This window comes from Nocardioides sp. WJ219 (assembly GCF_058559815.1).
In genome coordinates this window covers 396,970-419,151 of sequence record NZ_JBZUJV010000002.1, presented here as the reverse complement: position 1 = coordinate 419,151, position 22,182 = coordinate 396,970, and the positions used below count along the sequence as shown (strand labels likewise).

Annotated in this window: 20 protein-coding genes and 1 riboswitch; of the genes, 9 read left to right on the top strand and 11 right to left on the bottom strand. The window is 72.4% G+C overall.

The genetic code is table 11. The features are described from left to right. Nucleotides 1-237: 237 nt before the first annotated feature. The gene (locus AC4MBH_RS06035) at nucleotides 238-1,479 is read left to right on the top strand and encodes a L,D-transpeptidase (RefSeq protein WP_491793476.1); all 1,242 of its coding nucleotides are present in this window, start codon (nucleotides 238-240) and stop codon (nucleotides 1,477-1,479) included. Between the two features lie 284 nt (nucleotides 1,480-1,763). Next, entirely contained in the window at nucleotides 1,764-2,609 is an 846-nt protein-coding gene (locus tag AC4MBH_RS06030; protein ID WP_491793474.1) for a hypothetical protein, read from the top strand. A gap of 81 nt (nucleotides 2,610-2,690) precedes the next feature. Here AC4MBH_RS06030 and qcrB read toward each other — a convergent pair whose 3' ends face one another. Genes qcrB through ctaE form a run of 4 tightly spaced genes read right to left on the bottom strand, consistent with a single transcriptional unit; the run spans nucleotide 2,691 to nucleotide 7,147 of the window. Beyond that, the gene (qcrB, locus tag AC4MBH_RS06025) at nucleotides 2,691-4,439 is read right to left on the bottom strand and encodes a cytochrome bc1 complex cytochrome b subunit (RefSeq protein WP_491793472.1); all 1,749 of its coding nucleotides are present in this window, start codon (nucleotides 4,437-4,439) and stop codon (nucleotides 2,691-2,693) included. Further along, entirely contained in the window at nucleotides 4,439-5,527 is a 1,089-nt protein-coding gene (gene qcrA / locus AC4MBH_RS06020; protein WP_491793470.1) for a cytochrome bc1 complex Rieske iron-sulfur subunit, read from the bottom strand. The genes qcrB and qcrA overlap by 1 nt, the downstream gene beginning before the upstream one ends. After that, complete coding sequence (gene qcrC, locus AC4MBH_RS06015) at nucleotides 5,524-6,462, bottom strand: cytochrome bc1 complex diheme cytochrome c subunit (protein WP_491793468.1); 939 nt, start codon at nucleotides 6,460-6,462, stop codon at nucleotides 5,524-5,526. Before qcrC ends, qcrA begins: the two co-directional genes overlap by 4 nt. A 46-nt stretch (nucleotides 6,463-6,508) precedes the next feature. Then, a complete protein-coding gene (ctaE, locus tag AC4MBH_RS06010) occupies nucleotides 6,509-7,147 on the bottom strand; it encodes an aa3-type cytochrome oxidase subunit III (protein ID WP_491793466.1) in 639 nt (212 codons plus the stop codon). A gap of 74 nt (nucleotides 7,148-7,221) precedes the next feature. Here ctaE and AC4MBH_RS06005 point away from each other — a divergent pair, with 74 nt between their 5' ends. The 3 genes from AC4MBH_RS06005 (at nucleotide 7,222) to trpD (ending at nucleotide 9,801) form a co-directional block, all read left to right on the top strand. After that, nucleotides 7,222-8,175: a cytochrome c oxidase assembly protein gene (locus tag AC4MBH_RS06005; protein WP_491793464.1), complete on the top strand. Its 954-nt coding sequence runs from the start codon at nucleotides 7,222-7,224 to the stop codon at nucleotides 8,173-8,175. Between the two features lie 15 nt (nucleotides 8,176-8,190). Beyond that, nucleotides 8,191-8,628, top strand: a complete 438-nt coding sequence (locus AC4MBH_RS06000; protein WP_491793462.1) for an Rv3143 family two-component system response regulator — start codon at nucleotides 8,191-8,193, stop codon at nucleotides 8,626-8,628. Nucleotides 8,629-8,766: 138 nt separating this feature from the next. Continuing rightward, entirely contained in the window at nucleotides 8,767-9,801 is a 1,035-nt protein-coding gene (gene trpD, locus AC4MBH_RS05995) for an anthranilate phosphoribosyltransferase (RefSeq protein WP_491793460.1), read from the top strand. Here trpD and AC4MBH_RS05990 read toward each other — a convergent pair. The 4 genes from AC4MBH_RS05990 to AC4MBH_RS05975 all read right to left on the bottom strand — a co-directional run bounded on the left by AC4MBH_RS05990 (nucleotide 9,788) and on the right by AC4MBH_RS05975 (nucleotide 16,025). Further along, entirely contained in the window at nucleotides 9,788-13,189 is a 3,402-nt protein-coding gene (locus AC4MBH_RS05990; protein WP_491793458.1) for an Ig-like domain repeat protein, read from the bottom strand. The genes trpD and AC4MBH_RS05990 overlap by 14 nt on opposite strands. Nucleotides 13,190-13,372: 183 nt before the next feature. Further along, nucleotides 13,373-13,984 (bottom strand): hypothetical protein, encoded by a 612-nt coding sequence (locus AC4MBH_RS05985; protein ID WP_491793456.1) that lies wholly within the window; start codon nucleotides 13,982-13,984, stop codon nucleotides 13,373-13,375. 10 nt (nucleotides 13,985-13,994) lie between these two features. Then, complete coding sequence (locus tag AC4MBH_RS05980) at nucleotides 13,995-14,273, bottom strand: Lrp/AsnC family transcriptional regulator (protein ID WP_491793454.1); 279 nt, start codon at nucleotides 14,271-14,273, stop codon at nucleotides 13,995-13,997. A gap of 9 nt (nucleotides 14,274-14,282) precedes the next feature. Continuing rightward, the gene (locus AC4MBH_RS05975; protein WP_491793452.1) at nucleotides 14,283-16,025 is read right to left on the bottom strand and encodes a DEDD exonuclease domain-containing protein; all 1,743 of its coding nucleotides are present in this window, start codon (nucleotides 16,023-16,025) and stop codon (nucleotides 14,283-14,285) included. Between the two features lie 754 nt (nucleotides 16,026-16,779). On the opposite strand from AC4MBH_RS05975, the gene AC4MBH_RS05970 reads away from it, so the two are divergent. The 4 genes from AC4MBH_RS05970 (at nucleotide 16,780) to AC4MBH_RS05955 (ending at nucleotide 20,849) form a co-directional block, all read left to right on the top strand. After that, entirely contained in the window at nucleotides 16,780-16,995 is a 216-nt protein-coding gene (locus AC4MBH_RS05970) for a hypothetical protein (RefSeq protein ID WP_491793450.1), read from the top strand. A gap of 143 nt (nucleotides 16,996-17,138) precedes the next feature. After that, a riboswitch (cyclic di-AMP (ydaO/yuaA leader) is annotated at nucleotides 17,139-17,318 on the top strand. 81 nt (nucleotides 17,319-17,399) lie between these two features. Then, entirely contained in the window at nucleotides 17,400-18,347 is a 948-nt protein-coding gene (locus tag AC4MBH_RS05965) for a C40 family peptidase (RefSeq protein ID WP_491793448.1), read from the top strand. Nucleotides 18,348-18,402: 55 nt separating this feature from the next. Next, the gene (locus tag AC4MBH_RS05960; protein WP_491793446.1) at nucleotides 18,403-19,623 is read left to right on the top strand and encodes a hypothetical protein; all 1,221 of its coding nucleotides are present in this window, start codon (nucleotides 18,403-18,405) and stop codon (nucleotides 19,621-19,623) included. Then, a complete protein-coding gene (locus tag AC4MBH_RS05955) occupies nucleotides 19,620-20,849 on the top strand; it encodes a M48 family metalloprotease (RefSeq protein ID WP_491793444.1) in 1,230 nt (409 codons plus the stop codon). Before AC4MBH_RS05960 ends, AC4MBH_RS05955 begins: the two co-directional genes overlap by 4 nt. A gap of 8 nt (nucleotides 20,850-20,857) precedes the next feature. Here the strand turns inward: AC4MBH_RS05955 and AC4MBH_RS05950 are convergent, their stop codons facing one another. The 3 genes from AC4MBH_RS05950 to AC4MBH_RS05940 all read right to left on the bottom strand — a co-directional run bounded on the left by AC4MBH_RS05950 (nucleotide 20,858) and on the right by AC4MBH_RS05940 (nucleotide 22,141). Next, nucleotides 20,858-20,995 (bottom strand): hypothetical protein, encoded by a 138-nt coding sequence (locus tag AC4MBH_RS05950; RefSeq protein ID WP_491793442.1) that lies wholly within the window; start codon nucleotides 20,993-20,995, stop codon nucleotides 20,858-20,860. 83 nt (nucleotides 20,996-21,078) lie between these two features. After that, nucleotides 21,079-21,285, bottom strand: coding sequence for a Flp family type IVb pilin (locus tag AC4MBH_RS05945; protein WP_491793440.1), 207 nt, complete (start codon nucleotides 21,283-21,285; stop codon nucleotides 21,079-21,081). A gap of 202 nt (nucleotides 21,286-21,487) precedes the next feature. Then, a complete protein-coding gene (locus AC4MBH_RS05940) occupies nucleotides 21,488-22,141 on the bottom strand; it encodes a response regulator (RefSeq protein ID WP_491793438.1) in 654 nt (217 codons plus the stop codon). Nucleotides 22,142-22,182: the final 41 nt, after the last annotated feature.

Below are 22,182 nucleotides of genomic sequence, written 5' to 3'. Positions count from 1 at the left end.
TGTCGCCCGTCTCGCGTGTCGCCGCCCCCTTGATGTAGGGCTGTGGTTGCCGCAGTAGGGGCGGCGCCACGCGCGGGCGCCACGCTGCCGGACTCGGCGGCGCCACGCTGCCGGACTGGGCGGCGCCAGCGAGCCCGGGTCGAGACCTGGTGAGTTCGCGCGGACGTTGACGAATCGGTCCGCACCCGGTCCCCGGTTACCCTTGCCAGGACCGAACCCAGTCCCGGGAGTGCCTTGATGACCGTGCGTCCTTCTGTCCGCCTGACCGCCGCAGCCGTGGCTGCCGTGCTCGGCCTGACCCTGACGGCGTGCAGCAGCGGATCCGACTCCGACCCGGGCTCCGGCGACCGCCAGGGCGACTCCGTCGGCACCGACGAGGGCGGGGCCACCGGCGCGGGCGTCGCGGGGGAGGAGGCGCCGCCTGCCGGGCCCGCGATCGACGTCAGCGTCGCGAAGGGCGCGGTTGACGTCCCCGTCTCCACCCTGGTCCGCCTCGCTGCCGACGCCGGCACGCTCACCGCCGTCACGGTGTCCTCACCCGGGGGCAAGCTGCCCGGCGCGATGAGCGCCGACGGCGCCTCGTGGAAGGCCTCGGAGCGGCTCGAGCCGGGCGTGACCTACACCGTCAAGGCCACCGCCGAGGCCGACGGGGCGACGTCCGACGTGCGGCAGCGGTTCACCGCCGCCGACCTCACGCTCGACGAGCAGACCTACCCGTCCGTGGCGCCACTCCAGGACGAGACCGTGGGCGTGGGCATGCCGGTCGTCGTGGGCTTCGACCTGCCCGTGACCGACCGGGCCGAGTTCGAGCGGCACATGAAGGTCACCTCCACCCCGGCCCAGCCGGGCTCGTGGTATTGGCTCTCCGACTACACCGCCCACTGGCGCCCGAAGAGCTACTGGCGCCCGGGCACCCAGGTCAGCGTCGACGTCGACGTCAACGGGGTCGACGCCGGCGGCGGCATCTACGGCCAGGAGGACCGCAAGATCGACTTCGAGGTCGGCGACGCGCACATCTACCAGGTCGACGCCCAGTCGCACCAGATGAAGGTCTTCGAGAACGGCAAGCTCCTCCGCACCATCCCGATCACCACCGGCAAGCCCGGCTTCACCACGCGCTCCGGCGTCAAGGTGATCATGGAGAAGTTCGAGTCCAAGCGGATGAACTCCGAGACCGTCGGCATCCCCGCCGGGAGCGCCGAGGCCTACGACATCAACAACGTCCAGTACGCCATGCGCGTCACCAACTCGGGCGAGTTCATCCACGCCGCCCCGTGGTCGGTGGGCTCCCAGGGCTACGCCAACGTCTCCCACGGCTGCACCGGCCTCAGCACCGACAACGCCGCCTGGCTCTACTCCATGACCCGCCGCGGCGACGTCGTCGAGTACACCGGCACCGACCGCCCCATGACCTTCGACAACGGCTACGGCGACTGGAACAAGTCCTTCCAGGACTACCAGCAGGGCTCCGCTCTCTGACCCACCCACGCTGACCCGTCGCTTCGTTGCGACGGGTCACAGTGCATTTTGCGCTGACCCGTCGCATCGTTGCGACGGGTCGCCAGGAATCTCGCGCTGACCCGTCGCATCGTTGCGACGGGTCAGCGCGCGTGCCTGTGGACAACCCGATCCTGAGGTGTGGCGCGCCATCGAATTGCCGAACATGGCCGCATGCCCCGTCCCCTGAGTGCCGCGCAACTGGTCGAGATCCTCGAGCGGCTACCCGTAGAGCGACCTTTTCGTCCGAGGCCCGTGAGCGCGGGGTGAGCGGCAGCCAGCTGCGCCGCCTGGTGGCGGCGCGGATGTTGAGCCGCAGGCTGCGCAACGTCTTGCACGTCCCCGCACTCGAGGACACCGTCGAGCTGCGCCTGCGGTGCCTGGTGCTAGTGGTGCCGCCCGACTGCGTGGTCACCGACCGCAGCGCCGCCTGGGTGTGGTGCGGCGACCGCGCGCTCGCGCCTGGCGCCCACGAGGTCCTACCTCGGGTGTCGGTCTTCGCCCCACCCGGCCGGCGACTGCGCAACGAGCTCAGCGACAGCGGTGAGCGGCGGCTCAGCAGTGGTGACGTCGTACCGACCGGGGGAGTGCTGGTGACGACGCCGCTGCGCACCGCGTGCGACCTGGGCAGGCTGCTGCACGTCGACCAGGCCTTCGCCGCGATGGACACCCTCGCTGCCCTGCGGGAGTTCGCCGTCGACGACCTGGTGCAGGAGCTGGGGCGGTTCAAGGGCTACCGCGGCATCGTCCAGGCGCGCGCGTGGGCGCCGTACGTCGATCCGGGGTCGGACTCACAGTTCGAGAGCATCGGCCGCCTCCGCTGGCTGAGCGCAGGGTTGCCCCGCCCCAGGTGCCAGTGCCCGGTGCCGGCCCCTGACGGCGGCTGGTTCTTCGTCGACTTCGGGCTGCCGGAGCAGCGGTTCGGCGGCGAGTACTTCGGTGAGGAGTTCCACGGCGCCGACCGGGCTGCCCACGACGAGGAGCGGCTGGAATGGCTCCGTGACTCGCAGGGGTGGACGATCATCGTCGCCCGCACCCACAACGTCGTAGGCACCCGCCAGGACTACGTGCAGCTGCTCCAGCTCGAGTGGCAGCGGCACCGGGCTCGCTGACCCGTCGCAACAATGCGACGGGTCGGCGCAAAAAACAGATCGACCCGTCGCAACGATGCGACGGGTCGACCTGGTGACGGCTCAGTGGTGGGGGCGGAGCGACTCACCCTCGGCGTGGTGGCCGTCGAACTGGTGGCCGTCGGCGGCGTGGCCCTCGAGCGCCGCGGTGGCGGCGTGCTCGTGCTCGGCGTGGTGGTGGGCCGCCTCGAGCTCCTCGTGGGTCGGCTTCTGCACGTTGTCGGCGAACATCAGCGTCGACAGCTTGGCGCGGACGCCGTCGAGGCGGCCGCCGGGCGCCGCGACGCCGTTGTCGTCGACCTTGCCGTTGGCCGCGAAGACCTCCTCGCGCGGGCGAGCGGTGAGGCGGTAGGCCTCGCTCTCGCTGATCGGGAGGTGGCGCTCGCTGTAGCCGCCGTCGGGGGACCGCATGATGATGCCGGTCTCGTAGCCGTGGAGCAGCTTCTGCTCGTCGTGCCGCTGCAACGAGATGCACCAACGCCGCGTCAGGATGAAGGCGATCAGCGGGCCGATGAAGATCGCGCCACGCATGAAGTAGGTGATCTGGTTGATCGACAGGTCGAGCTTGATGGCGATGATGTCGTTGCCACCCGCGGCCCACGCGAGGCCGTAGAAGGTCATCAGCGACACCATGATCGCCGTGCGCGTCGGAGCGTCGCGCGGGCGCTGCAGCAGGTGGTGCTCCCGCTTGTCCTTGGTGATCCAGGAGTCGAGGAACGGCAGCAGCATCACGACGATCAGCAGCACCACGGGGGCGATCAGGATCGGGATCATCACGTTCCACGAGATCGTGTAGCCGAAGATCACCGACTCCCAGCCGGGGATGATGCGCAGCAGGCCGTCGGGCCAGCCCATGTACCAGTCGGGCTGCGAGCCGGCCGTGACCTTGGTCGGGTCGTAGGGGCCGAACTTCCAGACCGGGTTGATCGACAGCAGGCCACCCATGAGCGCGGTGACGCCGAAGACGATGAAGAAGAACCCGCCGGCCTTGGCGGCGTACACGGGCAGCATCGGGAAGCCGACGACGTTGTCGTTGGTGCGACCGGGCCCGGGCCACTGGGTGTGCTTGTGGTAGACGAGCAGCATCATGTGCGCCGCGATCAGCGCGAGCAGCAGGCCGGGCACGAGCAGCACGTGGACGGTGTAGAGGCGCGGGATGATCGCCTCGCCCGGGAACTCGCCGCCGAAGAGGAAGAACGACATGTAGGAGCCGACGACGGGGGTGGCCTTCATGAAGCCGTCGGCGGCGCGGATGCCGGTGCCGGAGAGCAGGTCGTCGGGCAGCGAGTAGCCGGTGAAGCCCTCGAGGGTGCCGAGGAACAGCAGCAGGCAGCCGATCACCCAGTTGAGCTCGCGCGGCTTGCGGAACGCGCCGGTGAACCACACGCGGAGCAGGTGGATCATCATCGAGGCGATGAAGATCATCGCCGCCCAGTGGTGCATCTGCCGCATCAGCAGGCCGCCGCGGACGTCGAACGACAGCTCGAGCGTCGAGGCGTAGGCCTCCGACATCTCGACGCCGCGCATCGGGTCGTAGGAGCCCTGGTACTCGACCTCGCCCATGCTGGGCACGTACCAGAGCGTCAGGAAGACGCCGGTGAGGAGCAGGACCACGAAGCTCCACAGGGCGATCTCGCCGAGCATGAACGACCAGTGGTCGGGGAAGACCTTGCGCAGGTTCTTCTTCATCGCCCCGCCGAGTCCCAGGCGGTCGTCGGCCCAGGTGGCGACGGCGCCGGCACGGCCGGGCTTCTTCGGGGTGGCGGCGCTGGTGGTGTTGCTGTCAGCGATCTTGCTCGTGTCGATGCTCATCAGTGCTTCTCACGCTCCCAATAGCTGGGTCCGACCGGCTCCTGGAAGTCGTCCATGGCGATCAGGTAGCCCTCGTCGTCGACCTCGAGTGGCAGCTGCGGCAGCGGCCTGCCAGCCGGCCCGAACACGACCTTCGCCGAGTCGGCGAGGTCGAAGGTCGACTGGTGACAGGGGCACAGCACGTGGTGGGTGGTGCGTTCGTACAGCGAGATCGGGCACCCGACGTGGGTGCAGATCTTGGAGTAGCAGAGGATCCCGTCGAGCGACCAGCCCTCGCCCTGCTCGGACTTGATCGCCTCCGGCTCCATCTTGACCACGATCACCGCGGCCTTGGCCTTGGCGACCTGCAGCTCGATGCCCTCGAGCTCGAGGAGACCGTCGGGGACCGCGTTGACCAGGTCGCCGATCTCGAGGTCGCCCGGCCGGATGGGCGTGCCGACGACGTCGCGGACGACGCGGATCGGCGTCCCGAGGCCGGTGCCCCAGAACGTGTGCTGGAGCCCGGTGCCCTCGGCGGCGCTGGCGACCTCGCTGTTGGTCGGACCGAGGTCGCGCAGGAGGACGACGACCGGGGCGCCGAGCACGCCGACCGACAGCAGCAGGGTGCGGCGGATCATCTTGTGCTTGCCGAGCCCCGACTCCTCGGCGCCGGCGCCGAGCGCGGCGACGGTGGCCTGGCGGTCCTCGTCGGAGGAGCGGGCCGGGTGGCGCATCTCCACGATCTCGTGGTCGGCCATCAGCTTGCGGGCCCACTGGATGATCCCGACCCCGATCAGGGTGAGGGCCAGGCCCAGGAACACGCCGAGGAAGACGGTGGAGGCGCCGAGGCCGCCGAAGGTCTGCCAGTTGTCCTCGATGTCGAGGGCGAAGTAGGAGACGACGAACGCGACGGTGCACAGCGCGCTGAGCAGGAACATCAGCGAGACCTGGCGCTCGGCCCGCTTGGCGGCGCCGTCGTCGACGTCGGTGGGTCGCCACGTGTGGGCCGGGAGGCCCGGGTTGGCGAGTGGTTCCTCGGCCGGCAGGTTGCTGCCGTGCTCGGCCGGGTGGGCGACGGTGGCGTCGTCGTGCTTGGCGAGGTCGGTCACGCGCTGGCTCCCCTCTCGTCGGAGGCGGGTTGTCCGGAGGGCAGGTTGACCGGCGCGCGGGACGCCGACGGCTTCTGCTTGCTCGTGCGGGTCGTGTGGGCGGCGATCCAGATGGCGAAGGCGACCAGGCCGCCGATGCCGACGAGCCAGCCGAACAGGCCCTCGCTCACGGGGCCGAGGCCGCCGAGGCCGAAGCCGCCGTACTCGGGGGTCTCCTCGATCGTCTGCAGGTAGGCGATGACCTCGGCCTTCTGCTGCGGGGTGAGGTTGCCGTCGGAGAAGGTCGGCATCGACTGCGGGCCGGTGAGCAGGGCCTCGTAGATGTAGCGGGGCTCGACGCCGCGCAGCGTGGGGGCCTGACCACCGCGGGGCATCGCGCCGCCCTGGCCGTTGAAGTTGTGGCACGCGGTGCAGTTGGTGAGGAAGACCTGGCCGCCGCGGCTGATCGCCTCCTCGCGCTCCTCCTCGGTGTAGTCCGAGGGCAGCTCGAGCGCGGACTGGTCGGGGACCTCCGGGCCGGTGCCGAGGCTGTCGACGTAGGCGGCGAGCAGGTCGATCTCGTCCTGGGTGTAGACCGCGGGCTTGCGGACGGCCTGCTGGCCCGGCTGGGCCAGCGGCATCCGGCCGGTGCCGACCTGGAAGTCGACCGAGGCGGCGCCGACGTCGGTGAGCGCAGGGCCGTACTGGGTGCCGTCGACGGTGAGGACGCCCTCGCCGTTGGAGCCGTGGCAGAACGCGCAGCCGACGAGGAACAGCTCTCGCCCGGCCGCGACCTGCTCGTCTTCGGTGTCGCTCTGCCCGGCGGTGGCGCCCGGGGAGAAGAGCGAGTAGGCGCCCCCGGTGAGCAGCAGCGCCAGCAGCAGCACCACCAGGCCGGCCAGGGGGCCGCGGCGGTGGCGCGAGAGGCGGCCGGCGGAGCGGTTGAGGAGTCGCACGGTCTTGTCTGTCCCTAGGTCGTCTGGGTCGGTCGTCTGGGGTCGACTACTTGATGAGGTAGATCGTCGCGAACAGCCCGATCCACACGACGTCGACGAAGTGCCAGTAGTAGGACACGACGATCGCGCTCACGGCTTGCTCGTGGGTGAACTTGCGAGCCAGGTAGGTGCGTCCCAGCACGAAGAGGAAGGCGATGAGGCCACCGGTCACGTGGATCCCGTGGAAGCCGGTCGTCAGGTAGAACATCGTGCCGTAGGCCGAGTCGGGGATGGTGATGCCTTCGTGGATCAGCTCGGCGTACTCGAGTGCCTGGCCGCCGATGAAGATCGCGCCCATGACGTAGGTGAGGATGAACCACTCGCGCAGGCCCCACTTGCGGAAGTTCAGCAGCGACCCGCTGCGACCCACCTGGCCGCGCTCGGCGGCGAAGACACCCAGCTGGCAGGTCAGCGACGACAGCACCAGGATCGTGGTGTTGGCCGCAGCGAACGGGACGTTGAGGGCCTCGGTGTTGGTGGCCCACAGGTCGGGGCTGACCGAGCGGATCGTGAAGTACGACGCGAACAGCGCCGCGAAGAACATCAGCTCGCTGGAGAGCCAGATGATCGTGCCCACCGCGACCATGGACGGGCGGTCGTGGTGCCCGTGCAGACGGGAAGCCGGGATGGTTGCAGTCGTCGCCACAGCCTCATTATGTCGTGGCCCGAGCCGGGTGCCACCACCCCCCCGGGATGGGCCGTGCGCGTAATCTCACAGGCGTGAGCACAGCCCCGTTCCCCGCCCTCCTGAGCGCCACCGAGACGCTCCCGCGGCTGACCTCCGGGGCGTTCTTCACCGAGTGGTCGCTGGCCCCGCTGCCGCTGGTGGTGACGGTCTGGGCGGGCGGTCTGTACCTGCTCGGCGTGGTCGTGCTGCGCCGTCGCGGCGACCGCTGGCCGGTGGGCCGGACCCTGGCCTTCGTGGGCGTCGGCCTGGGCGCCTTCTACGTCGCCACGTCCTCTGGGCTGGCGGCGTACGACACGACGCTGCTGAGCGTGCACATGGTCCAGCACATGGTGCTCTCGATGGTGGTGCCGTTGTTCCTGGCGCTCGGGGCGCCGGTGACCCTCGCGCTGCGCACCCTGCCGGGCGGTCCGCGGCGCTGGCTGCTCGCCGTGCTGCACTCGCGGTTCGCGACGGTGCTCTCGTTCCCGCCGCTGGCGTTCGCCCTCTACGTCGTCTCGCCGTGGGCGCTGTACTTCTCGGGTTGGTACCGCGCCTCGCTGGAGTCGGTGTGGGTGCACGAGATGATGCACGTCCACCTGGTGCTCGTTGGCGCGCTGTTCTTCTGGCCCCTGATGGGCGTCGACCCGGTGCCCGGACGGGTCGGCTACCCGTTCCGGGTGCTGCTGGTGGCACTGACGCTGCCGTTCCACGCCTTCCTCGGGGTCACGATCATGGGCCAGTCGACCCTGCTCGGCGGCGACTGGTACCCCTCGCTCGCCGAGGGGCCGATGGGCGCCTGGCTGCCCGACCCGTACGCCGACCAGGAGCTCGCGGGCGGGCTGCTGTGGGGCTCGGGCGACCTCATCGGGCTGTCCTTCTTCGCTGTCCTGTTCGTGCAGTGGGTCCGCTCCTCGATGGCCGAGGCCAAGCGCGAGGACCGGCGGCTCGACCTGGTGGAGGCCCGCGAGGCGCGAGCCGAGCGCGAGCGGGCGGCGTCCCGCGACTGAGCCCGCGCGGATAGCATGGCGGCCGTGACCGACGCCCCGGCCTCCACGACCCCAGCGCCCCGCCTCAAGGTGCTCGTCTACAGCGACGACTCCTCCGTCCGCCAGCAGGTGATCCTGGCGCTCGGACGTCGTCCGCACCCCGACCTGCCCGAGCTGGAGTACCTCGAGGTGGCGACCGAGCCGGTCGTGATCGCCAACATGGACGCCGGCCAGGTGGCGCTGGCGATCCTCGACGGCGAGGCCGTGCCCGCCGGCGGGATGGGCATCGCCAAGCAGCTCAAGGACGAGATCTACCACTGCCCGCCGATCCTGGTGCTGACCGGACGGCCGCAGGACGCCTGGCTGGCCACCTGGTCGCGGGCCGACGCGGCGGTGCCGCACCCGCTCGACCCGATCCAGCTCGCGGAGTCGGTGGTCGGGCTGCTGCGCTCCCGGGTGCCCGCGGCCCCGTGACCAGCGTGTTCCGCCGCCTCGCACGCTCGGCGGCGGCGTCATGAGTTTCGAGACGCCGGTCGCGAGCTCGTACTTCGCTCGCGCGGCTCCTCAACCTCCCGACGTGCACCGCCACGTCGCACGCTCGGTGGCGGCGTCGTGACCTGGCCCGAGGTCCTGTCGGCGCTGGTCGCGCGCACCGACCTCACCCACGACCAGGCCTCCTGGGCGATGGGGGAGATCCTGGCCGGCGAGGCCACCCCGGCCCAGATCGCCGGGTTCGCGGTCGCGCTGCGCGCCAAGGGCGAGACGGTCGCCGAGGTCACCGGCCTCGCCGACGCGATGTACGCACGACGGACGCCGATCGCGGTCGAGGGCCGCCTGCTCGACGTGGTCGGCACCGGCGCCGACCGGTCCAACTCGGTGAACATCTCCACGATGGCCGCGATCGTGGCGGCCGGCGCGGGCGTCACCGTGGTCAAGCACGGCAACCGCTCGGCGTCGTCGCTCGCAGGCAGCGCCGACGTGCTGGAGGCCCTCGGCATCCGCCTCGACCTGCCGCCCGACCGGGTGGCCGAGGTGGCGCGCGAGGCCGGGATCACGTTCTGCTTCGCGGCGGCCTTCAACCCGGCGATGCGGCACACGGCGGTGCCCCGGCGCGAGCTCGGGATCGGCACGACGTTCAACTTCCTCGGCCCGCTCGCCAACCCGGTCCGGCCGGCCGCCCAGGCCATCGGGTGCGCCGACCCTCGGATGGTGCCGGTGATGGCCGGCGTCTTCGCCGCCCGCGGCTCCGACGCGTGGGTCTTCCGCGGTGACGACGGCCTCGACGAGCTGACCACCACGACCACCTCGACGGTCTACGTCGTGACCGGCGGCGAGGTCTCGGGGCCCTTCTCCGTCGACCCGACGGCACACGGGCTGGCCCCGGCGAGCACCGAGGACCTGCGCGGCGGCGACGCGTCCCACAACGCCGACGTCGTGCGCCGGCTGCTCGACGGCGAGCGCGGGCCGGTCCGCGACGCCGTCGTCCTCAACGCTGGCGCCGCGCTGGCCGTGCACGCCACCCCCGGCGACCCGCTCGAGGAGGCCCTCGCGGCCGGGGTCGTCCGGGCCGCCGAGGCCATCGACTCCGGCGCAGCCGGGGCGACGCTGGAGCGGTGGGTGGCCGCGGCGGGCGCTACCTCCGCGTGACCGTGAGCCGCACCGTGCGGCTCGACGGGTTGGCCTGCGGCCCACCGAGGTAGACGGCCTTGATGCTGTGGCGGCCGGCGGCGAGCCGCGGCAGCCGGAACGCCGCGGTGGAGCCCGAGCGCAGGGACACGGTCCCGAGCTTGCGGCCGGCGTCGTAGAAGGCGACGGACCCGCCGGGTGCCGACAGGCCGCTGACGGCCACGGTCGCCCTCGCGGTGACCCGCCGGGCCACCGTCGTGCGCGACGCGCTGAGCGCGAGCCCGGTCGTCGAGGCGAGCTTGGCGATGCGGACCGGGTTGGAGGCCGCCGTACCGGGCAGCCGGCCCGTGGTCTTGGCCGTCTCGACCACGTGGACGGTGCGGGCGGCGTCGGTCGCGGTCAGGGCGTACGTCGTCCGCGTGGCCCCCGGGACGGGCACGCCGTCGCGGAACCACTGGTAGGTCAGGCGCGGCTGGTCGGTCCAGACGCCGGGGTCGACCGTGAGGGTCTGCCCGACGACGAGGCGTCCGATGATGCTCGGGTCGTGCACGGCGACCAGGGCGGCGCCGTCGCCGCCGGTGATGGCGGTGCTCGTCGAGACGGCCGGCTTGTACCCCGCGAGGGTGCCGGTGGCCCGCACCGTCAGCTGCTTGCCCAGGTCGGCGGAGACGACCGTGTACGTCGTCCCGGTCGCGCCGGTGATGGCCGAGGTCCCGCGGTACCACTGGTAGGTGGTCTGGTCGGCGACCGGGTCGAAGACCGGGGCCGACACGCGCAGCTCGGTGCCGACCTCGCCGCTGCCGGCGATGGTCACGCGGGTGACCTCGGCGGGCGGGTCGATGACGACGAAGGTCCGCCACGGGGACGCGCCGAGCGCGGTCTCCCGCGCGTCCAGGGTGACGACCCGCCACTCCCAGGTGCCGGCGGCGATCACGCCGCTGGGTGCCCACGACGCTGCCCGCGTCGTCACGTTCTCGGTGAGGCTGGTCGTCCCGGGCTTGCGGCGCTCGAAGCGGTAGGCGGTCGCCCGCACGTCGGGCTCCCACGTGAAGTACGCCGTGCTCGGCGGTACGACGCTGCCCGGAGCCGGCGCGATCGTCGAGGGCGCGACCGCGTCGTGGCGGAAGGCCCGGGTCTCGCTCCACTCGCCCTTGCGCCCCTTGGCGTCGATGCGCCGCACGCGCCAGGTGTAGTCGTTCTCGACGCGGATCGGCAGCGGGTCCGCCGGGGCCCACGACGTGTGCTTCCACGACGTCGAGCCGGCGACCCGGGTGGGGCCGGCGTACACCTCGATCTCGTAGCCGGCGGCGAACGGGAGGGGCTCCCAGGTGAAGGCGTAGTCGGTGCCCAGCGGGGCGCCGGAGGCCGGGGAGAGGAGCGCCGGCCTGGGCGAGCGCTTCTCGAAGGCACCGGTCTGGCTCCAGACGGACAGGTTGGCGCTGCCGTCGACGGCCCGGACCCGCCAGTAGACGGGTCCCTCGGGGTAGGTGTTCTTGAACGACGTGAAGGTCGTCTGGTCGACGGTCTCGCGGTCGATCACGGAGGTGAACCCGGGGTCGATCGACGTCTCGACGACGTAGGAGCGTGCCTCGGTCGACGCCGGCGTCGACAGCGAGGAGCCGGTGGCCGAGGCCGGGTCACGCAGGGCGGCCAGCTCGGAGTCCCAGTCGAGGGTGACGTCGTCGGCGACGACCGGTACCACCCCGTCGCGGCGGACCGGGCTGAGGAGCGCGGGGGCGACCGTCTTCTTGGCGAAGGACTGCTCGGCGTGACCGGGCTCGAGGCAGCCCTCGCGGTCGCACGGCGTGACCACCCAGTAGTACGCCGACCCCGCCTGGCTGTCGGGCAGCGTCTTGGGGGCGGTCCACATCGTCGAGGACACGGACATGCCGGTGAAGCCGACCACCGTGTTGGTGAGCTCGCGGTCGTAGGACAGCGTGACGGTGTAGCTCGTGGCGCCCTGGACCGGGTCCCAGGTGAGGACGGGCACCTGGCGCAGGTCGACGCAGGTCGCGGGTGCCGCGGCCGCGTCGCAGACCTCGTGCGGCGTGCCGGCGAGGCCGTAGGCGGCGGAGCCGGACATCGACGCGGCCTCGCCCGTCACGCCGAGGTCGAACGGCGTGCCGCCGCCGACCGCGGACGGGGCGAAGTCGAAGAAGGTGAGCGGCTGGCTGATGACGTCGGTGATCGGGGCGTCGGTGCCACCCCCGTCGGTCGCCCTGACCTTCCAGCCGTAGCGTCCGGCCGTCCTGGGGACGCAGGCGTTGGCGAGGGTGGTGTGCACCGCGGGGCAGGTGTTCTCGAGGACCATCGAGCCGGTCGGCGACTGCTTGTAGAGCGTCACCTCGTAGGAGCTCGCCATCTCGATCGCCGTCCACTCGTAGAAGAACGGCACCCCCGCCGCGAGCTCGCCCACCGGGTAGACCTTGGTCGGCTGGTCGGACCAGGCGCGGCGGAAGCGCCACGGCGTCCCCGGCCACGGCGCGGCGTTGCCGGACGCGTCGACCGCGCGCACCCGCCAGTAGTACTCGTCGTTGTCGAACGTCGACACGGGCGAGTAGCGGGTGCCGACGACACCGCCCATGCGGTGCTTGACGGTGGTGAAGGCGTCGTCGGTGCTGACCTCGACCTCGTACGTCGCGGCGCCGGGGACCGGCTCCCAGTCGAGGACGACCTCACGGACCTCGCGGTCGAAGGTGTCCTCGGGCGCGGTCCGCTGCACCGCGGGCAGCCCCTGGGCGACGTAAGGGCGCGACGGCGACCAGTCCGAGGTGTAGCCGCTGCTCAGCTCGGCCTGCACCCGCCAGTAGTAGGTCCCGGGGACCTGGTAGCCGGTGAGGACGGCCGCCGTGGTCCGCTGCGTGTTCTTGACGAACTGGGCCGGGTCGGTGAACTCGGGGTCGCGGCCGACCTGCACGGTGTACGACGTCGCGCCGGGGACCGGCTCCCACGCGAACCGGGGGGAGTCGACGGGAGGGGCGATCTCGGCGCCGGCCGCGGGCCGGATCGGCACCGGCGCGTTCGTGGAGCTGCGCCGGAACGCCTCGGTCCGCCACTCGCCGGTCTCGGTGCCGTTGGAGGCGCGGACGCGCCACCACAGGTCGCCGGCCGGCAGCTGGACCCGGGGGACGTGGCGGAGGTTGACGGTGCCCGTGACCGACGCCGCCGAGAGGGGACTGGAGAAGTCGGCGGTGTCGTCGACCTGGACGTCGAACTTGGTGGCACCGGCCGGCCGGTCCCACGCGAGGACGACGTCGCCCCCGACCACCTCGCCGGCGGCCGGCGCGAGGTTCTCCGGGGCGTCGGGCGGGGCGGCGCCGGCCGCCACCGGGTCGACGACCAGCACGGCACCGGCCAGCAGCAGCACCCCCGTCAGGGACGCGAGCGCGCGGTGGTGGTGCTGGTCCATGGAGGGCTCCCGGGATCGTCGGCTGCCCGCTCTGCAGTGCGGGCACGGTGATTCTCGGTCGCGGGCGACCCTCACTTGAGCCGGCAGGACCCGATCGCGGTGAGCCTAGGCCCGGGTCGTCGACCACGTCCTGCGAACGGGCGTCCTGTGTCCGTCCGGTGGTCCGGACCCCGACCGACCGGGTCAGAGGTCGAGCACGAACGTCCGACCCTCCCGCCGGAACCCGACGCGGTCGTAGTAGGCGTTGACCATCTCGGGCGACGTCACGACCCGCCGTACGTCCAGCGCGGCGAGGATCCCGCTGCGTCGCCACACGAACTCGCCGGGGGTGAAGTCGCGGAACCGCTGGGTGACGTAGTCGAGGCGGACCCGGGCGGTCTCGCCGTCGGCGTCGATCAGCACGACCCCCACCGTCTCGTCGCCCTTGAGCACCAGGAACGCGGCGTCGCGCTCGGTGGGCGGCGCCCCCGCGTAGTCGGGCTGGAAGCGCCGGATGTCGTCGCCGTGCACCGCGAGCAGGTGGCGCAGGTAGGCGTCGTCGCGACCCACCTCGACCACCTCGAAGACGGCGTCGTCGTGGCGGTCGCGGAGCAGGCGGACCAGGAACCAGACGTTGATGGCGCACAGGACGACGTTCATCCCGACCATGGGCCAGACCTCGAGGAACGCGTTGAACGCCACCAGGAGCACGCAGGCCACCAGGTTGAGGGCCCGGAAGCGCAGCACCCGGGTCTGGAGCAGCGAGAACACCAGCAGGGCGCTGCCGCCCCAGCCGAGGACGTCCAGCCAGGTCATCCGCGGGACGCTAGTCGAGGCCGAGCGAGAAGGCCGACTCCAGGTCGTGGCGGGAGTAGGCCCGGAAGGCGATGTGGGTCTCGGTCTCGCGCACCCCGGGCACCTTGTTGACCCGGTCGGCCACGACGGCGGCGATGTCGTCGTGGTGGCGGACCCGCACCATGGCGATCAGGTCGACCTGCCCGGTCACGGAGTAGACCTCGCTGACGCCGTCGATGGCGGCGATCGCCTCGGCGACCTCGGGGATCTGGTCGACCGCGGCCTTGACGAACACGATGGCGGTGAGCATGCGGACACGTTAGTGGGCCGCGAAGGCCGCCGGCTCGGCCGCGGCTGCGTGGCGGGCCAGCTGGCGGGTCGCCCCGGCGACCGGGCAGGTCCACTCGCCGTCGATGTCGACCAGCCGGACGTCGGGCGCCTCGAGCCAGCGCAGCACCCGTTCGGTCTCCTCGGCGGTCGCGGCCGGGGTGGGGCCGGGGGTGCCGACGGGGGCCAGCACGGTCTCGGCGCTGGCCCGGAGCCCGGCGACGTAGGCGTGGGCGTCGGTGCCCGACGGGATCACGCCGGCGGCCGCGAGCCGGCCGTAGCGCACGACGTGGACGGCCCAGCGCCCGTCGTCCTCGCGCCTGGTGGCGACCACCTCGGGACAGTGCGTCAGTGATGTCAGCCGCTGGGTGCGGGCGGCGGCGCGGACGAACGCCGCGAGCCGGTCACGGTGGACGCCGGCCTCCTCGAACCGCTCGTCGGCGGCGAGCGCCGCCATCCGGGAGTTGACCAGCTCGACCACGTCGTCGGGACGGCGCAGCAGGGTCTCGCGCAGCTGGCGGACCACGGCGGCGTAGGTGTGCTCGTCGACGCTGCCGTCGCACGGCGACAGGCACCGGCCCATCTCGGCCAGCACGCACGCGCTGCGAGAGGGACGACGCGCGAGCCGGTCGGAGCACTGGCGCACCGGGAAGGTGTCGTGCAGCGCGGCCAGGCACTTCTCGGCGCTGCCGCGAGAGGAGAACGGACCGAGGTAGTCGGCGTCGTCGTCGAGCACCCGGGACACCAGGGACAGCCGCGGCCAGGCCTCGCGGGTGAGCTTGACGAAGGTGGTCTTCTCGGGGAACTTCGAGCGCCGGTTGTAGGACGGCTTGTGCTGGGCGATCAGCCGCAGCTCGCGCACCTCGGCCTCCAGCGGGGTCGCGCACTCGACGGCGGTGACCCGCGCCGCGAGCCGCACCATCTCGCCCATCCGCGAGCGGGTCTCGGAGGCGGTGAAGTAGGACCGGACCCGCTTGCGGACGTCGCGGGACGTGCCGACGTAGAGGACCCGGTCGGCATCGTCGCGGAAGAGGTAGACACCGGGGGAGTGCGGCAGGCCGTCGGCGAGGTGGCGCTTCTTGCGCTGGGCGGTGGTGACCCGCGAGGAGAAGGTCTGCAGCTCCTCCAGCGTGGAGACGCCCTGGGCCCCGATGCGCTCCATCAGCCCGTGCAGCACGTCGACGGTGGCGCGGGCGTCGGAGAGGGCGCGGTGGTTGGGGGTCGTGCCCGAGCGGAAGACCCGGGCCAGCGAGGAGAGCTTGCAGTTGGGGGCGTCGTCGCGGGTGATGACGCGGCGGGCCAGCACGGCGGTGTCGACGACCTCGAACGCCGGCCAGGGACGCTGCTGCTGCTCGGCGAAGTGGCGCAGGAACCCCACGTCGAACGGCGCGTTGTGGGCGACCAGGACGCAGCCGGCCGCGAACTCCAGGAACGCCGGCAGCACCGACTCGATCGGCGGCGCGTCGGCCACCATCGAGTTGCTGATGCCGGTGAGGACCGCGATGAACGCAGGGATCTCGGTGTGCGGGTTGACCAGGGTCTGGAACTCGCCCAGGACCTCCCCGGCCCGCACCTTGACCGCCCCGACCTCGGTGATCATCGACCCGGCCTGGGCCGAGCCCCCCGTGGTCTCGAGGTCGACCACGCAGAAGGTCACGTCGCGCAGCGGACGCCCCAGCTCGTCGAAGCTGCGCTGGCTCTCCCACTGCGTGCCCGGGGTGGCCGTCGTGGTCATGTCTCCGGACGGTAGGTGTGGCCACCGACAATCGGTGGGAGGACGCGCGCGTCCTCCCACCGTCCGTGGTCGAGGAGGCCGGCCCCGGCCGTCTCGGGACCACGGCGACCCACGCTGGTCGAGGAGGCCGGCCCCGGCCGTCTCGAGACCACCGTGCGGGGCCCCGCGGGGTGCCGATCTTGCGGGGGTTTCGAGACGGTTGCTAGCGCAACCTCCTCAACCGGCGTTGCTCACCGATGCTGGTCGGGGTGGTCGACCGACGCTGGTCGAGGAGGCCGGCCCCGGCCGTCTCGAGACCACCGTGCGGGGCCCGGCGGGGTGCCGATCTTGCGGGGGTTTCGAGACGGTTGCTAGCGCAACCTCCTCAACCGGCGTTGCTCACCGACGCTGGTCGAGGAGGCCGGCTACGGCCGTCTCGAGACCACCGTGCGGGGCCCGGCGGGGTGCCGATCTTGCGGGGGTTTCGAGACGGTTGCCAGCGCAACCTCCTCAACCGGCGTTGCTCACCGATGGTGGTCGAGGAGGCCGGTCACGGCCGTCTCGAGACCACCGGGCGGGGACTTGGCGGGGCCGATCTTGCGGGGGGTTTCGAGACGGTTGCCAGCGCAACCTCCTCAACCGGCGTTGCTCGCCGACGGTGGTCAGGCCGGCTCCCGTCGTGCTCGCCGCCCTGCCCCTCCGCACCGGGTTTCGACGCGCTCGCTCGACCTGCGCTCGCCCACGCTTGTCGGTGGGGGGTGGGACGGTTCTGGACATGACGACACACATCGATTGCGACACCTGCGTGGTGCGGGGTCTCGCGTGCCACGACTGCGTGGTCACGGTGCTGCTCGGACCGCCGCCCGAGCTCGCGCCGCTGACGATCGACGACGACGAGCTGCGCGCGCTCGACGTCCTGGCGGACGGCGGGCTGGTGCCGCCGCTGCGGCTGGTCCGGCCGGTCACCGGGCCGGAGGTCGAGTCGGCCTGACCGTGGGGAGGCGCAACCACTGGGGCTCCTGTGACGTGTGTGACACGCCACGCCGGTGAATTCCGGTGGAAGTTTGGCGGGCGTTCTGCCGGGCCACTACGGTGGCTGCTCAGGCGTTCGGAGCTGGGCCCGCCCGGGCCCACGCGGACGCCGCGCTGAGTCCCGCACCGCTCGCGGTGGGGGAGCCGGGGAACCAACTCTTCTGGGGTGAATCTCCCGCGAGGCGCCGCACACGGTTCGACCGTGGGTGGCGAGGATCGGGAGTAGGGCAGGTCGTGCCCGAATCCGTCAGCTCACCTGGTAGGCGTACGACTCGCAAAGGACCCACCACCGCTGTGATCAGCCCTCGGACGCGCATCGCCTCCGTGGTCTCAGGACTCGCGCTCGCCGCGAGCCTGGGGCTCGTGCCCAGCTCCCCGGCCCAGGCCGACCCCGAGATCGCCGACGTCCAGGCCCGCGTCGACCGGCTCTACCACGAGGCCGAGCAGGCCTCCGAGCGCTACAACGACATCAAGATCGAGCTCGACCAGCTGCGTGGTGACCTCGACGCGCTCGAGTCCGACGAGGCCCGCGCCGCGAAGTCGCTCGACGGGCTGCGCAGCGAGGCCCGCCGCGCCGTGCTGCGCCAGTACGGCGGGGGCGACCTCGGCGTCGTGAGCCAGGTCGTCTCGGCCGGCGACCCCGCGTCGTTCCTGGACGACCTCTCGACCATGTCGTCCTACCGGCAGGTCCAGGACGGCATCTTCAACGACTACGAGAACGGCCTCGAGGCGCTCGACATCCGTCGTGACGCCACCGAGAAGCGGATCTCGCAGGTCGCCGAGCTCGAGGCCGAGCTCGCCGAGGAGAAGTCCACGGTCGACGACAAGCTGGCCGACGCCGAGGACCTGCTCGGTCGCCTCGAGGAGGAGGAGCGCCGCGAGCTGGCCGCCGCCCAGGCCGCCGCCGCCGCGCCCGTCGCCACCGACGAGACGGCCGACGCGCCCGTCTCGGTGCCGGCCTCCGGCCGCGCCGGGGCCGCGGTCTCCTACGCGATGGCCCAGGTGGGCGACGCCTACGTCTACGGTGCTGCCGGCCCGAGCGCGTTCGACTGCTCCGGCCTGACCATGATGGCCTGGGCCCAGGCCGGCGTGTCGCTGCCGCACTCCTCGAGCGCCCAGTACTCCTCCGGTGCGCGGGTCGCGGCGTCCGACCTGCAGCCGGGCGACCTGGTCTTCTACTACAGCCCGATCAGCCACGTCGGCATGTACATCGGCAACGGCATGATCGTGCACGCCGCCAACCCGGGTTCCGGCGTCACCACCGCCTCGCTCTACTCGATGCCGTACGTCGGCGCCGTCCGCCCGGGCTGACGGTGCTGCACTGACCGACGTCCCCAGCGCGAGGACCGGCCGACCCCGATGGTGGGTGGTCGGTCCTTCGCTGTTGGTGCTGGTCGTCGTCGGTGTCCTGGTCGCGACGCTCGCCCTGCCGGGCGGCGACGAGCCCTACGTCGCTCCGGTCCCGACCCCGGCGCCGGCGGCGGTCGAGCCGGCCGGCGCGGCGGCGACGTTGCAACGGCTCGCCAACGCCCTCGTCGACGCTGACCGGGCGGTGGCCACGGGCCTGGCCGACCCCGACGACCCGGCGGCCGCGAAGCGGCTCGGTGTCCTGGCCGACAACGCCGCCGCGATCGGGCTGAGCGAGGTGACGATGCGCTACGTCACCGAGGACGGTGGCGTCGCCGGTGACGGCACCTGGTCCGCCGCCGTCGACGTCGGGTGGGCGTACGCCGGGTTCGACCGCGAACTGGCGAGCACCGAGGTGCTGGTCCGGTTCCGGACGACCGACGACGGCGTCGTGGTGGCCGGTGTGGGCGGCGGGTCGCTGCGCACGCCGGTCTGGATGAGCGGACCGGTCGCGGTGAGCCGCTCCGACGACCTACTGGTCGTCGCGGCCGACGGCACCGACCTGGCGACGTACGAGAGACGGGCCCGGGCGGCCGTGCCGACCGTCTCGCGGGTGCTCACCGGGTGGCGTCCGCGACTGGTGGTCGAGGTGCCGGCCGACGGCGCGGCCCTCGAGGCGGCGCTCGGCGCGGAACCCGGCTACTACGCGCAGATCGCGGCGGTCACCGGCGCCGGGGGAGCGATCGTCCCGCGCGCGCCGATCCACGTCTTCGTCAACCCGGAGGTCTTCGACGGCCTCGGTCGGATCGGCCAGGAGGTGGTGCTTGCGCACGAGGCCACCCACGTCGCGACCGACGCCCCGTCGAGCAGCGCGCCGACCTGGCTGGTCGAGGGGTTCGCCGACTACGTCGCCCTGCGCGACACGCCGCTGCCGCTGTCCCGGACCGCGGCGCAGGCCGAGCGACAGGTGCGCGACGAGGGGCTGCCGTCGGCGCTGCCGGTCCCGGCGCAGTTCGACACCCGTGGCCCGCACCTCGGCGCGGTCTACGAGGCGTCCTGGCTGATCTGCGTCACGCTGGCCGAGCGCGGCGGCGCCGCCGCGCTGGGGCGGTTCTACTCCGGCGTCAGCGACGGCGTGCCCGTCGACGACGCGCTCGCCGAGGAGCTCGACTGGACCGAGGCCGAGCTGGTCGCCGCCTGGCGCGACCGGCTCGCGGCGCTGCCCGGGACGCCGCCGTGACCGAGCGCCGGGTGGCGCTGGGCACCCTGGTGGTCGGCGCCCTGGCGCTGCTGGTGGGCGCGGCGGTCCTGGTGCCCTGGGACGCCGTGCCCGGCGGACTCGTCACCCCGGTGCCGGTCTCGACGGTGCTCGGCGCCCAGGAGGTCGCCCGGGCCGAGCAGTTCGCGCGGTGGGCCCGCGTGTGGAGCCTCTCCTCCCTGGCGGTGTCGCTCGCGGTCGCCTGCTGGTTCGGTCTGACCGCACGCGGACGCCGCCTGGTCGAGCGGCTCCCCGGACCGTGGTGGGTGCGGGTGCCGCTGGCGGTGGCCGCGCTCACCCTGCTCGGGCGGCTCGTGACGCTGCCCTGCGCCGTCGGTCTGCAGCGGGCCCGGCTCGACGTCGGCCTCAGCACGCAGGCGTGGACGGCCTTCGCGCGCGACCTCGCGGTCGGCGAGGCGATCACCGTCGTGACGACCTCGGTGGCGATGCTCGTGGTGGTCGGGTGCGCCCGCCGGCTGCCGCGCGCGTGGCCGGCGGCGGCGGGGACCGCGCTCGCCGGACTGGTCGTCGTCGGCTCGTTCGGCTACCCCCTCGTCGTGGAGCCGGCGTTCCACGACTTCGAGTCCCTGCCCGAGGGCGCCCTGCGCACCCAGGTCCTGCGCCTCGCCGAGGAGCAGGGGGTCGACGTCGACGACGTCCTGGTCGCCGACGCGTCGCGTCGTACGACGACGCTCAACGCCTACGTCTCCGGGCTGGGCAGCACCCGCCGGGTGGTCGTCTACGACACCCTGGTCGACTCCGCGGACGAGGACGAGACCCTGGCCGTGGTCGCGCACGAGCTGGCCCACGCGCGGCACCGCGACGTCCTGACCGGCACCCTGCTCGGCGCGGCGGGCGTGCTGGCGGCCGTCGGGCTGCTGTCGCTGGTCCTGGCCGGCGCCCGACGCCGGGGCGCTGCCGCACCGGCGGACGCGGCGGTGGTGCCGCTGGTGCTCGCCCTCGTCGCCGCCGGCAGCCTGGCGGCGTCCCCGTTGAGCAACGCGGTGAGCCGACAGCTCGAGGCCCGGGCCGACGTCGACGCGGTCCGCGCGACCGACGACGTCGACGCGTTCGTGGCCCTGCAGCGCCGGCTCGCGGTGCGCTCGCTGGCCGACCCCACCCCGCCGGCGGTGCTCGAGCTCTGGTTCGGCAGCCACCCGGGCGTGCTCACCCGGATCGCGATCGCGCGCCGGGTCTCAGCCGGCTGAACGGCCGGCTACGGGCACTGCTCGCCGGTCTCGGCGGAGATCTCGTCACAGGCGTCGTCGAACAGACCGCCGACGTTGGCGCCGAGGGCGACGATGATCACCACGACGAAGAACGCGATGCCGGCGAGCACCAGGGCGTACTCCACGGCCGAGGCCCCGCGCTCGTGACGAGCGCGGGGTCTGCGGGGCGTCAGGGGGTCGACGTGATCACCCTAGGACCGGACGTGGGTCACGGGGTGTCCTCACCGTCGTTCTCCTCGATGATGTCGTTGGTGTCGGTGAACGCCTCGAGGACGTTCTCACCCAGGAGGAAGACGACGGCGACGATGATGGCCGCGATGCCGGCGACCAGCAGCCCGTACTCGACGGCGGAGGCGCCGCGGTCGTTCATCTTGGCGAGGCGGGCGGTGAGCAGGATGCGGCCGTACGCGTACATGGAGCTTCTCCTAGGACAGGCGGTGGTGGGGCGGCCCCGCCGGTGCTGGTGCGTGGGCTGGGACCTCACTGGGACGATTGTTCCAAGCGGGACCGGGGCGTTCCATCAGGATTTCGCACCGGCGGTCTAGTCAATTCGGGCTATGGGCAGGTGGTCATCGCCCGGGGTAGAGGGGCCGGCGCCGATCCCGCCGGTGCGGACCTCAGCGCGCGGACGGCTGGATGCTCGAGAGCAGGCCGATGCGCATCGCGGTGACCAGCGCCTGGGCGCGGTTGGCGGCGCCGAGCTTCTGGTAGATGCGGGCGATGTGGGACTTGGCGGTCGACTCGCTGAGGTACAGCTTCTCGCCGATCGCCGCGGCGCCCAGACCGTCGGCGAGCAGCAGCAGGACGTCGTGCTCGCGCTCGGTCAGGCTGGTCGACTCGCCCGACGAGCGGCGCATCATCGCCCCGACGAGCCCGGCGCAGACGAAGGCCCGGGGCGAGACGGCCGCGTGCCGGGCGGCCCTGACCACCTCCGAGGACGGGGCGTCCTTGCCGACGAACCCGGAGGCGCCGGCCTGCATGGCGGCGAAGATCTGGTCGTCACCGGAGTGCATGGTCAAGATGATCAGGCCGGTCACGTTGCTGGCCTTGCGGATGGTGCGCACGATGTCGAGACCGGTGCCGTCCTGGAGCTGCAGGTCGGCGACCACCACGTCGGGCGAGAGCGCCTCGTACTGCTGGATCGCCTCGGCCACCGACGGGGCCGTCCCGACGACCTCCATGTCGTCCTCGAGGTCCATCACGGTGCCGAGGCCGCTACGGATCAGCTCGTGGTCGTCGACGAGCAGGATGCGGATCGTCCGGTCGGTCATGTGACAACTCTTCCAGTCCAGGGGCGCAGGTGGAAGGGCTG